The organism is Hyphomonas sp. TMED31 (assembly GCF_002172815.1).
In the GTDB taxonomy this organism is placed as follows: Bacteria; Pseudomonadota; Alphaproteobacteria; order Caulobacterales; family Hyphomonadaceae; genus Hyphomonas; species Hyphomonas atlantica.
This window is the reverse complement of sequence record NZ_NHCK01000016.1, coordinates 1-13362: the sequence shown is the minus strand read 5'-3', so window position 1 is coordinate 13362 and position 13362 is coordinate 1. Positions and strand designations below refer to the sequence as shown.

General features: G+C 55.4%; 7 protein-coding genes and 1 pseudogene. 1 reads left to right on the top strand and 7 read right to left on the bottom strand.

What is annotated here, in order from left to right; translation table 11 throughout:
* Nucleotides 1-40: 40 nt before the first annotated feature.
* The 7 genes and pseudogenes from CBB91_RS02655 to CBB91_RS02625 all read right to left on the bottom strand — a co-directional run.
* Nucleotides 41-2809 carry a hypothetical protein gene (locus CBB91_RS02655; RefSeq protein ID WP_273011778.1) on the bottom strand — a complete coding sequence of 923 codons (2769 nt, stop codon included), beginning with the start codon at nucleotides 2807-2809 and terminating at the stop codon, nucleotides 41-43.
* A 755-nt stretch (nucleotides 2810-3564) separates the two neighbouring features.
* On the bottom strand, nucleotides 3565-6165 hold the full coding sequence (locus tag CBB91_RS02650; RefSeq protein WP_273011776.1) for a TonB-dependent receptor: 2601 nt from the start codon (nucleotides 6163-6165) through the stop codon (nucleotides 3565-3567).
* 234 nt (nucleotides 6166-6399) lie between these two features.
* Nucleotides 6400-7698: an aminotransferase class V-fold PLP-dependent enzyme gene (locus CBB91_RS02645; RefSeq protein ID WP_273011774.1), complete on the bottom strand. Its 1299-nt coding sequence runs from the start codon at nucleotides 7696-7698 to the stop codon at nucleotides 6400-6402.
* A gap of 14 nt (nucleotides 7699-7712) precedes the next feature.
* Complete coding sequence (locus CBB91_RS02640) at nucleotides 7713-10136, bottom strand: TonB-dependent receptor (RefSeq protein ID WP_273011771.1); 2424 nt, start codon at nucleotides 10134-10136, stop codon at nucleotides 7713-7715.
* A gap of 142 nt (nucleotides 10137-10278) precedes the next feature.
* Complete coding sequence (locus CBB91_RS02635; RefSeq protein WP_273011768.1) at nucleotides 10279-11277, bottom strand: FecR domain-containing protein; 999 nt, start codon at nucleotides 11275-11277, stop codon at nucleotides 10279-10281.
* Nucleotides 11278-11286: 9 nt separating this feature from the next.
* Nucleotides 11287-11892 (bottom strand): RNA polymerase sigma factor, encoded by a 606-nt coding sequence (locus tag CBB91_RS02630; RefSeq protein ID WP_273011765.1) that lies wholly within the window; start codon nucleotides 11890-11892, stop codon nucleotides 11287-11289.
* A 578-nt stretch (nucleotides 11893-12470) separates the two neighbouring features.
* Nucleotides 12471-12666, bottom strand: a pseudogene (locus CBB91_RS02625) (transposase); the annotation flags it as partial.
* Nucleotides 12667-13211: 545 nt separating this feature from the next.
* On the opposite strand from CBB91_RS02625, the gene CBB91_RS02620 reads away from it, so the two are divergent.
* Nucleotides 13212-13362 (top strand): GntR family transcriptional regulator (locus tag CBB91_RS02620; RefSeq protein WP_273011881.1); only part of this gene is annotated, 151 nt, incomplete at its 3' end.

The following is a 13362-nucleotide window of genomic DNA, read 5'->3' as shown; positions in this document are numbered from 1 at the left end:
CGGGCAACGCTCGTTGCCCGCACCCCGCAAATGCCTCTGGCTAGCAAGCGTCGCTAGCTTCCAGTCCGCAGGACCATCCCTGCCACCATGTGTCAGAGCTGTCCTTGACGGCGCCGATGTAATCAACCGGGTCGAGATCGGACGAAATCGTCGTGACATCGAATGCAGTGACACCAGACTCGGCGGCTCCATTTACAAACGTGGAAGACAGCGTCGACGCGGTCGTCGTTGAGTTGTTTGTGCCAGCTGCAACAGACGCTTCAGCGATTGCCGTTTCCGAATTCGACGTGGTTAGGCCGAGGTCACAGTCAAACAGTACCGAGTCGAAAGCGGGGTCCGATCCGGCATCATACGTCGTGTTGCCATCACCGGCGCTATCCTGCCAACGCATGCACTCTTTTCCGTAGTTCACAACGCCGTTGACGTAGCGACCAACCGTACCTGTGTTCAGGCGGAAGGCGTTCGTGCGGTTACCGACGAATGTAAAGTTGGAAATTTTGGCGTTCGACAGTGGCGTGACACCAGAACCAGCGCTGGAGGCTTCAACGATATTGTCACCGCCGCTTTCGCGCTGAACCACGATGGCATACTGAATGGAGCCATTGTAGCCATTGTCCGTATCGATCGAGTCATCGTCGTTGCCGGTCAGCACCAGGTACTTCACGTTGACGCCGCCACCGAAGAACTCGACGCCGTCGTCAGCGTTGTTGTGGACCTGAATGTATTCAACTTCAGTTCCGGTTCCAACGCCAGCGAAGGTGATGCCGTTCAGTTCGTTACCAGCTGTGTTGATTGCGAAGCCAGCGTGGCGAACCTGGGTGAAGCGGATCGAGCCGCTGTCATCATCAGCGGTTGCACCACCGTAAACGGCTTCTGGATTGGTCACACCTTCAACGAGGTTTTCACATGCGACCGTGCCTGGCGTTGCAGCGTCACGGCAGCGATTGATTGGTGCGCGGCCGAGAATAACCACGCCGCCCCATTCACCGATGGCATTTTCTGCATCAACCTGGCTGTTCGTAAGATCAGCCTCAGACGTCATGATGACGGGGTTCTCGCGAGTACCGTTGGAGAAGATCTGCGAACCGCGGTTCACAACGATGTAGTCTTCACCNTCATCACCGAACATGGTCACGCCAGATTCGATNGTCAGGGCAGCNGGGTCGCCATCCGTAGCGGAACCGTCAGCNCCGACGTCGATACCGACATCAACCCGTCCGACGATTTCNTAGATGTTGCCACGGGTCAGGCGGACATCGTCCGTCAGGATACCGCTGACTTGGCAGACATTCTGACCTTGGAGGTCAAAGCCGCTATCGGTTGTTCCGGATGGGCATTCAGGCTCAGGGAACACTGCGAATGACCAACCAGACGCCCAGTTTTCCGTGACCGATTCGTCGGGACCAAATGCACCGATGTAGGTGACAGGCTCGAAGAAGCTGGACAGCGTCGTNGCNTCAAATGGCGTGACAGCCTGCTCGTTCGGTCCAGGGAAGAANTGCGAAGCGAGGGAGTCGCTGACGTCGGTTGAGTTGTTGGTACCTGCCGCAACAGATGCTTCAGCGGTTGCCGTTTCGGAGTTGCTCGTGGTCAGGCCGAGGTCACAGTCGAACAGGACCGAGTCAAAAGCCGGATCAGAACCAGCCGTAAATCCGGCAGTGCCATCACCAGCACTATCCTGCCAGCGCATACATTCCTTGCCGTAGTTCACGACGCCGTTGACATAGCGGCCAACCGTACCTGTGTTCAGGCGGAAAGCGTTCGTACGATTACCGACAAAGGTGAAGTTGGAAATGTTCGCGTTTGAAAGTGGCGTTACACCGTTCCCGGCGCTGGATGCTTCCACAATGTTGTCACCACCGTTTTCACGTTGAGTGACCAGAGCGTACTGAATCGAGCCTTGGTAGCCGTTGTCAGTGTCGATGGAGTCATCATCGTTGCCGGTCAGCACGAGGTGGCGAACGTTGACGTTTCCGCCGAAGAACTCGACGCCGTCGTCAGAGTTGTTGTGAACCTGAACATAATCGACGGTCGTGCCGTTGCCGACACCTGCGAAGGTGATGCCGTTCAGTTCGTTACCAGCTGTGTTGATAGCAAAACCAGCGAAACGGACCTGCAAGTAACGGAGGATGCCGCTATTGTCGTTGGAGTCGTCGCCACCATAAACGGCTTCCGGATTGGTCACGCCTTCAACAAGGTTTTCACAATCCACAGTGCCTGGGGTCGCTGCATCGCGGCAGCGGTTGATTGGCGCTTGGCCCAGAATGACCAGACCACCCCACTCAGAGATGTTGTCACCACCGTCATCATTTGACGCGTCGCTATCGGCCTGGCGCTCAAGGTCGTCGGCGCTTGTCATGACGATCGGTGCCGCGCGTTCACCATCCGCTACCAGCTGAGATCCGCGATTAACGACGATGTAGTCAGAGCCGGATTCACCGAACAGCGTGACGCCAGGATCAATCGTCATCGTCACGCCCTGGCCGCCGGCGAGATTGCCGTCTGCACCCGTGTCAGCGCCGATGTCGATCCGACCGTCGATGCGGTAGGCCAGCCCCTCAATATTCTCAAGCGTAACATTCGCGAGATAGGTGCCGGACAGATTACATGTGGTCAGGCCAGCAACAGCTTCGCCTTCAGTAAAGGCTGCGGGGCATTCAGCGGAACCTGAACCGCCGTCACCGCCGCCATCGCTACCGCCTCCTGGAGGCGTCGTTGGGGTTGTCGTTCCTGGTGAAGAAATGTCGCTGCCCTGCGAACAGGCTGCGAGAGCAAGCGCCAAGGCACTCGCGGCTAGTTTGAGTCTCATTGTCCAACCCCTAATAATTGGTTTGCAAATTGCATTCGATCGTAGTTTCGACGATCTGAAGGGGCTCTAGACGTCTTATGTAACACCCGAATGACACCCCGGATGGTTAGCGCGCACCGATATGTCCAGATCACTCAACGCACCGCAGACAGTATGCAAAGCCTCTGCCACGGACTCGTCACACGAGTTACAAGAAAGTATCCATGTACAGGATAGCTGCAGTGAGGCACTCTACTTAATGCACGCGCCTTCAAGACACAGAAGCGCCCAGCATCCACCCAAACCATTGTTTTGTTTGGATTTTAATTCCACAGTCTTTGTAGAATACTCTGCTGGTGCCAAGCTGAGCAATTTGATCTTCGCAAGAAGAGCAGAACACGATCAATTTGAAGCATGGAAAAACCCCAAAACTCCGCCCTCTGATTGCACGCGATAGCGGCCGCCTTGAAGACGCCCCCTCACAAAAGCTGTTTTGTGAATTTTTTGTGTATTTCGCAGCTCGACACATCGTTCTTTTGTGCCCCTGAAGCCCCCATATCGAATGAGTTCCCCCCCTGCCTGGGTGGAACAAGCTGATGACGGTATGCAGTCTGCACGGCTTTCGTGCCGCCAGTCCCTACCTGCGCAAGTGTGCCCGATCTGGTTCTCGTATGAAGTCTGAAAAATTGGCATGATTTCGGCTGTACACTTACCATAAGGCGATACGAGCGCCCCAACTTCGTACAGGCGCACTCACACGATTATCAATGAGCACCTCAAAAGCGTGACGTTAGCCGAACATAGTATTGACCTCCATCAGTATCGTAGGGGGCGTTGCGGGAATAAATCAGCCCCTTGCTGACCTCCAGAACGGCCTCATCCGGATACTGATTGAATAAGTTCTCCACGCCGAAGCGCACAGTGAAATTGTCACTGAGCTCAGCCGACACACTGACATCGACGAAAACTTCCGAACCGAACTCCTGAATCAAATCTGCATTTTGATCGGTAAAATCCACCCAGGGACCGATCCATTTGAGTCTGGCATCGAATGACCAAGTTCCGCGTCTGAACTCTGCTGAGGCATGGGTGGAGAAACGTGGATAGAGCCGCTCGAACCGGTCTACTCGCGAAGAGTTTTCAACAAAGCTGGAGTTCAGCACATAGGTGTTGTTGTAATTGAATGATAGGCCGAGAGTTAAGTCACCCGCCGCCAGTTGCGCGTCATAATCCATCACCAGATCCACGCCGGACGTTCGCGTATCGAAGCTGTTCTGAAAGAATCCCACCTCCGTAATGCTTTCCCCACCCGGCACACCCAATGCCGCGAGACGCGCACGCTCATTGGGTTCCAACGTATAAAATTCAGATGTAAAAATCCGATCTCGGACGTCTGTCTGATAGATATCCAGGCTGGCCATCATCCTGTCCATAGGACGGAAGACCAAACCGGCAGAGAGATTCACCGAAGTTTCGGGCTTCAGTGCGGAGATATCCACACCTCCCCGCCCGCTGAGAATTTCCGCCACCGGTCCGATAGGGCTAAAACGACCATTCGTGAAAACGTCCAACGTGTCTGGAGCGACCCCCTGCGATGTCCGCTCCGAGAAGAGTTGCGCCGGTGTCGGCGCCTTGAATCCGGTCGAGACTGTGGTGCGTAGCGCGAAACCTTCCAGCAAGTCGTTACGATACGATAGCTTACCGTTCAGTGTGCTTCCGAAAGTATCGAACTCTTCGAGACGCAGAGCGACACCCAGTTGTACATTTTCATCAGGACGCGTCTCGGCGTCGACATAAGCTGCCCAGTTGGACTGATCATATGTTTTAGCCTGGTCCAGGGTATAGCCTGGAAACCCGTTTGATCCCGAAGTCAAACCGTCTGCGGCGCCCGGGCCAATTTCATATGAGGCAGGCTCGCCTTCAGCGATGGTGTAGCGTTCCAGTCTGCTTTCAAGGCCAAAGGCCAAATTGATTGGTCGGGAGAAGAATAGAGACGTATCGAGCTGGGTTTGGAAATCTGCATTCAGATTGAACTCCTGTTGGCGCAAGCCGCCTGCATCGAACTGCGTCGGACTATCCGGCCCCATGGACGCATTGATCGTGTTATAGAGAAAATAGTCGATCTGATTTTCTCCGTATGCAGCACTGATATCGTAGGACAAGCCGCTCGCCAAAGCGCCTTTCAGACCAAAGATTGCAGCACGGTCATTCTCCTCCTGCCCGAATTGGGGCGTGAACCCGTTCGGATAGAGATCAATCAGCGACCAGTCTCCGAAGGTGGAACTGGAAACATAGACGCTTGGTGTTGCCGGGCTGCGCCAGTTGAAGTCGCTCACACCTTGCCCCCAGCTCGCACTGAGGAGGGTATAGATCTGTCCGAAGTCCGTATTCTGGTCTGCCACCAGCAACGCCCGGAAATCCTCCCGTTCGGGCTGGCCCCATTTCTGGACTGGATTGGCAATAGCTGCATCTGGATGTTCTTCAAGATATTGCACAGCATCGAGACGCTGGCGGGCACGAGAAGTCGGCGCGGCATCGCTGTAGTCGAGGCTGAGCCGGAAGCCGCCTTCTAGTTCGCGGGCTCCGCCGCCAAGGCCGATACGCTTCTGAATTCCATCACCCTCGTAGTACTGGCTAGATTGCGCGAAGCCTTCAACCAGCGTGTCATCGCGAGTGATAATGTTGATCACCCCCGCAATCGCGTCCGAACCATATTGCGCCGATGCTCCGTCCCGCAGAATCTCAACACGCTGGATGGCATTGGTGGGAATCTTCGACAGGTCGGGTGACTGGGATCCGCCAGCATTCAGCATGGCGGAGCGGTGTCGGCGCTTACCGTTGACCATGATCAGTGTATGATCGGCTGACAGATTCCGCAGGCTATAAGGGCGCACGAATACGGCACCATCGCTAAGCGGTCGGCGTTGCACAAAAAAGCTGGGCATGATGCCTGCCAGAACATCTGCAAGATCATCGGATACAGGCGCGGCCAAATCTGTCTGGGTCAACACGTCAACCGGCGACAGACTTTCCCAAGCTTCCAATCCAGACCGAGAGCCAGTCACAATCACCGTATCATAGGTGCGTGGCAGGTCGATGGTTTGTGTAGGCCGCTGGCTGCGACGGATCGCCCGGAGACCATAGGCGGGCCGCTCTGACGTCGAGCTTTCGGGCTGTTGGCGGCGAACAATCCAAACTCCGTTTGCATCTTGGCTGACGCTCAGGGATGTGCCGGACAACAATGCTGTCAGCGCTTCCTCGACGTACATGTCGCCTGATAGCGACTTGGAACTAAGGCCATCCAGATCCGCTGCTTCCGCAATAATGACAGTGTCAGTCTGGTCTGCCAGCAATGTAATGGCACCAGCCAGTGGCATGTCTGGCAGATGCAGGGAATGAGTCTGCGCNGCCGCCGATGGCACCNCGGCAGAGCANGTCAGCAGGAACAGGCAGAGCGATCGCATTCGTCCCTCAGGGAGGTCCTCGCATTCCGCGTTGAAGTTACCCCTAAGAAGCCGATGGCGATGACAGGTAGATGACAATCATCATCTAAAACAGACATTCCTGTGCCGGTGGGACCCAAATGCTGCAGTTAGGTACAGTTCGCAATGTCAGAATTCCGCCAAGAGAGAATGCAGCGCTCGCACAAGCTGAAAGGCTTGATCCGGCGTATTGTAAAGAGTCGGCGTCACACGCACGCAGGCACCGTTTGCCACGCCATCACGATGCACGGTGAAGATGCGATGCTTGTCCACCAAGGCCTTCACGATAGCCTTGTTGTCCTCGACGCTTGTGACNTCTCTNAAGCGAAAAGACGTNATGGCGGCATGCAGACGTCGGTCTGGCGGTGTCAGGATCTCGATCCGGTCGTCGTCGCGCATTTCCTCGGCCCATAGGTCGCGCAAATACGCCACGCGGGCGGCCTTGCGGGCCGGGCCGACAAGCTCATGGAAATCAAGCGCATCTTTCAGCGTCANGAAAGTCGCGAAATTCGTCGTGCCTGTATGGATACGATGGTAGATCGTGCCGACACCTTCGGGCCGCTCGGAGATGTCCGGCGAGATGTCCGTCAGCCGGTCGCGGCGGATGTACATCAAGCCCGCGCCGATCGGCGCACCGATCCATTTATGAAGGTTGAAACCGATAAAGTCCGCACCAAGATCTTCCATACGAAAATCGATCTGGCCCCAAGAATGAGCCGCATCGACGATACAGTCCACATTAAAACCGCGCGCCATCTTAACAATCTCCCGAACCGGTATCATCAGGCCGGTGCGGTGGCTGATATGGGTCAGCAACAGAAGGCGCACGTTCGGATTGGCTTCCAGTGCCTGCCGGTAGGTGTCGATCAAGCCATCGAAGGTCACTGGTTCCGGAATGGCAATGCGGACGACCGACGCCCCTTCCCCTTCGGCCTTGGTGTCCATCGCCGTCTGGATGGAATCATAGTCCAGGTCGGAATACATCACCGCATCACCCGGCTTCAGACGGTTATAACCGCCGACAAGGCCCTGCAGCGATTCCGTGGCATTTCTGGTGAAGACGATCTCATCCTGCCCAGCGCCGAGAAAATCGGCGATGCGCGCATGGATCGGCTGGATGTCGGAGTAATAGTCCCGGCGGGCATACCAGGAGTTGTGGCGGTTCACTTTTTCAGTGTTCCGAACGAAGGCTTCCAAGACAGGTTTTGCCATCAGCCCCCAATATCCGTTCTCGAAATTCACGACATCCGGCGTGACGTCGTATTGCGCCACAATCGGACGCCAGAAGGCTTCGTCGCTCGCGATATCTTGCACTGTCCGCTCCCCTGCAGAGGCCGGCACCGGCGCAGCGGTACAGGCCGTTTCTGTCGTAAAGGACGCCGCTGCAACAGCGGCGCCCTTCATGACCAGTCGTCTGGTAAAGTCCATATCTCTTTCCGGAATCAGAAGCTGAGATCGAGGCGGAGGTAATACTGGCCGCCATCGGTATCATAGGGGGCGTTCCGGGAATAAATTAGTCCCCGGCTTGCCTGATAGGTCGCTTCGTCTGGATATTGGTCGAAAACGTTCTCGGCGCCCACGCGGACTGACAGATTATCGTTCACCTGATAGGTCGCGCCGAGATCAAACAGCACCATCGCGCCAAAATCCTGGAAGATGTCACCGGTGGAATTGCCCGAATAGTCACGCCATTCCCCATAGTAGCGCATCCGGCCAAAGACATCCCATTTACCAAATGCGTAATTGGCTTGAAGGTTTGCGGTATGCTCCGGAATGCCTTTCTCGAACCGGTCAGCCGAGGTTGTGTTTTCAGCAAAGTCGCCACCGGTCACTTCGGTCTTGTTATAGTTATAAGCTCCGGTCAGATTCACCTGTCCTGGCCCAGCATTGAAGGCATAAGCTAAAACGAGGTCGAGCCCCTTCGTGCGCGTGTCAAAATCATTCTGGAAGAAATTGACTCGCGTAATCCCTTCCGCGCCCGCAACGCCTAGAGCGGCAAGCTCCGCACGTTCCTCATCAGTGACAACAAAGGTCGACGATGTGCTCAGACGGTTGGTGACGTCGATCTGATAAATATCAACAGTCGCGGTCATGCCGAAATCGCTATTCCAAGCCAGACCGGCCGTGATGTTGTCAGACTCTTCCGGTTCGAGCGGAAGAATGTTCACGTCAGCACGCTGGCTGATCAGTTCAGCGACGGCACCTTGCGGGCTGAACCGGCCACTTGTGAAAATGTTCAACGTCGTGGTGTCGAGCCCCTGATAGGTTCGCTCCGAGAAGAGCTGCCCTGGTGTGGGGGCGCGGAATCCGCTGGACGCAGTCGCCCGCAGGGCAAGGCCAGGCGTCACTTCGAAACGAGTCGACAGCTTGCCGGTCGTGCTGCTACCGAATTCGGAATAATCCTCATAACGGACTGCAGCGCCAACCGTCCACCGGTCTGTAATCGGGGCTTCCAGATCCACATATGCTGCATAGCTGGACTGATCCGAAGATCCGGACTGGTCTGGCGAGAAGCCGGGGAAACCGTTGGAACCAGAAGGGAAACCTTCGGCCGCGAGCGGTCCCACGGCAAANGATGCATACTCACCCTGACCAATTGAATATTCTTCCTTGCGATTCTCCGCACCGAAAGCAAACGACAGATCGTCGGCCAGGAAATCCAAGCTGGCAAGGTACACGAAGTCAGCGTTCAGGTTGAACTCGGTCTGAGTCAGCGTTCCGATATCGAAGGAGGTCGGGCTGGCAGAGCCGAGCGAAGCNTTNATCGANTCGTACATGAAGTATTCGATCTGNTTCCGGCCATAGCTGGCACTGAGGTCATACGAAAATGCCCCGTCTCCTGCACTGCGCAAACCGCCGGTCAATGAAAAGTCGTTGTCGTCCTGACCAAAGCGCGGCGTAAAACCGGCCGGATAAATCTCAGAAAGGTCATAGTCCGGATCAATCGCGCTATCACCGAACGCGCTGGTCGAAAGAGGGTTTCTCCAGTTGAAGTCAGTTACGCCGGTACCGAAGCCGTAGGTACTGAATATGTAGGCTTCGTTGTTCGCTAGCTCGTATGCACCGTTCAGCGCGAATCTATATGCCTGGCGCTCTGGCTGACCCCAGTTCTGAACCGGATTCGGCACTTTAATGTCTGGAAAGGCTTCCTGCAGGGCGATGGCATCAGCACGCTGACGCGAACGGGATGTCGGTTGCGCATCTGTGTATTCACCAGAAAGGTTCAGAAAACCATTGTCGAATTGAAACCCTTGTTGGGCGCCGATGCGATATTGTTCGCCATCGCCTTCATAATACTGGCCAGCCTGGGCGAAAGCATTCGTACCGGGTTCGTCGTCGAGGATAATGTTGATAACACCCGCAATNGCGTCGGACCCGTACTGAGCCGAAGCACCGTCACGCAGCACCTCNATTTGCTTGATGGCGTAAGACGGAATCTGAGCAAGGTCTGGCGCTTGAGCGCCGTTGGAGCCAAGCATCGCAGAGCGGTGCATACGCTTGCCGTTGATCAGCACCAACGTGTGATCGGCTGAAAGTGAGCGCAGGCTGGCCGGACGGACAAAAACCTGACCGTCAGCCATCGGAAGGCGTTTGACGTTGAAAGACGGCACAAGTTGAGACAGCGTATCCATAACTTCGTCAGATGCTGTCAGNTCAATGGCTTTTTCAGAGATGACATCTACCGGCGCGAGGCTATCGAACGCGGTGCGGGGCGCACCGCGCGTACCGGTGATGACGACCGTATCCTGGATGCTTGTATCGTCCTGATCGGTTGCTGTCTGGGCAATCGCTGCATTGCTGAAGCAAAGGGCGGCGCCCGATGCCGTCAGAATGAGTGCCTTGCGCAGGCTGATCGAAGTTTTCATGACTTTCCCCTCATGGTGAATTGTGCGGGGCGAAGCATCACACCCGCCGCCACGCTCCTGCGTGGTCAAGGGGAAGACAGATCAGGTCGCCAGGCCTTTCAGCGATTTTGCGAACTTCATAAAAGGTTCACCGCAGGCGCTGTCAGCGTCCTTGCGAAATCACGATTTCCGTATCGTTTTCGCGTACCTCTATCGGGTAAGCTGCATCCAGACCGGCCAAGACCTGATCAATCTGTTTAACAGAGAAAGACAGGGTAAGCCGCATGTCCGCAGGCGCGCTGGGCGCGAGCCTGACCGGACGACCGCTGTATTGGTTTATATCCGCGACGATGTCATGAAGCGGCGCATCTACAAATGTGAGNCGTCCGGATCGCCAAGAGAGTTCCCGCTCAGCATCGAATGGCTCGACCGGCCCAAGACGCAAAGCGGCTGAGGAGACAATCCGGTCGCCGGCCCGCAGATCGCGCGCGGCCATATCAGTCATCACGCGGACGTGCCCGCTGTCGACAGAAACAGCCACCTGTTCCGTTCTCTTCTTTATACTGAACCGGGTGCCGAGAACTTGAACTCGCACACTTCCCGTATCGACGGTTAAAGGCCGATCTTTGCTGCGCGTAATATCGAAGTAGGCATTGCCTCCGACGAGCTCGAGGTTTCTCGTCGTCGCTGAGAACTCGCCTCGAACCTGGCTGGCACCACCCAGCGTGATCTCGCTACCATCAGACAAGGTGAAGGTCTTAATCTCGCCAATTGGTGTGGAAAGCTCGATCATTTCCGGAGGAACTTGCTGTAGCGTGAGCGAGCCAATGCCGACAGCACAAACCAGGCTCGCAGCGAGGCCTCCGCCCAACAATAACCGTCGCGACATCCTCCGGCGCGACTGAAACGTCTCAATGTTGTTCTGATCCGTCAGGATGTTCTCGACATCTTCGACATCGGCCATCGCATCCCACAACTGGCCGGCCCGCTCGAACGCGACGCGCCGATCCGGATTTCCGGCGAGCCAATCAGCAAAGAGCTTTTGCTTTTCCGGCGCATTTTCTCCGGAAGCAAAGTACAATACCCATGCATGGGCTTCAGCGTCCAATGCCGATCCCGAAACAGGTTTTAAGGAAGAGTCAGGCTTCACGGGCTTTTTCATTGCGCAGCGCTACCCGTCCAGTTCGGCTTGCAGCAGTGCCATGACGCTGCTGAGCTGGCGGGAAATATCCGCCTCGCTCCAGCCGGTATCCTTCTTGATCTCCGCATAGGTCTGCCCTTTGAACCGGCTTCGCAACAGGATTTCTTTCTGCTTCGGCGACAGCAGCCGCATAGCGTACGCGACCCGTTCGAGATCCTGCTTTCCCATTAAGACAGTTTCGGGAGAGATTTCTTCCACCTCAGGAGAAAAATTTCCATTAATCTGGGTTTTGACGAAGTTTCGCCCACGCCGTAGCTTGTCGTTTGAGTTTAATCCCAGATTGATCGCCGTCTTGAACAAGAAGGCTCGGGGTGACCGGATTCGGCTGAGGTCCGTGAGCTCGGCGAGTTTTGAAAACGCAGCTTGCGCCACATCTTCTGGTTCAGGTGGCCCGGCACCATGGATCTTCCTGAGGCGGCCAACCAATTCGCTGTAGTGGTTACGAAACAGGCTATTCAGGAAACGCGTCCGATCCGCCGCCTCGTCTCGCTCGCTACCCGACGCAGATGCGTTGACTATTTCAGTAAAAGTACCGGTTGGGACGATGTCGTCCGGAGAGGATGGTTTTGCCTGCATGTTGCGCCTTCAGGTCGTTGCCTGCGCTATTGAAGTAGAAACGCGACGGATTCGTGAAGCTGACTTGAAACAACTGTAACGAACTCCCGAAAAATCCATGCAGGCCGCTCGCCAAGGACACTACGCTGGGTGCATCGCTACCAGTTTGCTTTTGGCAGGCCGTCAGCTCTGCGAACAGATTTCGTACTCTGTCATTTTCAACCATGGGAGAGCTTGCTTGCGCGTCATGCCCAAATTTTTAGAATGCTCAAGTCCTGATCAATACCTGGCGGGGGCACTGCACCACCGCGCCCCTCACTTTTCTTTGGGCTACCGACCACCCTCTCCGCAAACCATCTTGCGCGCGCCGATTATCACAATGCCCCGCCATGACATCTGCTATCAAAAACCATTCACACGGATGATTTTGTGCGCTAATACTTGCGTAGCATTTGAGGCTGCTCAGGGGCGTAACGCCGCTCGACCGGCGCATGGGCCTGCGATTAGAGATGCAACTGCCCTCCAGCGTGGAGAACGTGACGAACCCTTCTCGACCGCACGGCGTTTGCATGAAGGGCTCAGAACTTTCCCGAAAGAACTTCTTTCAGGATCTGATTGTCCAGGGCGAGATCGGAGATTGCCTTGCGTAGGCGCCGGCTCTCCATCTCCATGTCATTTATCCGCTTCGCCTGGCCGACCTGAAGGCCGCCAGACTCCTTGCGCCACCCTGTAGTAGGTCTGCTCGGTCACCCCGATCGCATGCACGGCCTGACCCGTCGTCTCACCCCGGCTCAGTCAGACCTCCACCTCACGCAGCTTCGCGACGATCTCTTCAGGCTTGGCTCTCTTACCTATTCTCAGCTCCACAATCGAAGCCGACTCTCACTCAAATATCGGACCCGTTTTCGTGTGGCAGACCATGTCCGCGTAGAGCAAGTGGGTCTGCAGTGCGATTGGGATCAGATCGCTATCGTTTAAGCATCATGATAAATGCGAGGAATACTTCATGCCATTTGCAGTGCAAAAGTGTGTATTATGTAGTGCGCGGATTACCAAAAAAAGCAGGTTTGAAACGGACAGCCCGCGCCTTTAGCAAAAGCTCAACAAAACTGACTACAATCCTCTTTTCTATTCGAGACAAAGTAGAGAGAACGCTTCCGCGCTTCATCTAGGCTCGACAATAAAACGTATGGAGGAGAGGAATCAACTGGACTATCTCAAAGACCAGATCGTGTTCACTACCCGATCACTAGTCCTATGTGATCGAATTGGTCATTTAAATTATTGAATTGGACAGTTCTTTTAGTATACCAAGTAGAAGAAACAGTATGGATACCCTCATGTCCAACCGCCGCTTATACAAAGCCGTCGCCGACGAAATCAAAGCAATGATTGCGTCTGGCGCATATCCTCCCGGCTCGAGACTGCCCGGAGAGCGTGACCTTGCAGAGCGATTCGGCGTCAGCCGGGTGGTCATACGAGAAGCTGAAA

Excerpts from the sequence above, each read along its gene's own strand:
- CBB91_RS02650 (WP_273011776.1), bottom strand. The coding sequence starts at position 6,165 with ATGCCACTGGCTGGTGCCATTACATTGCTGGCAGACCAGACTGACACT.
- CBB91_RS02630 (WP_273011765.1), bottom strand. The coding sequence starts at position 11,892 with ATGCAGGCAAAACCATCCTCTCCGGACGACATCGTCCCAACCGGTACT.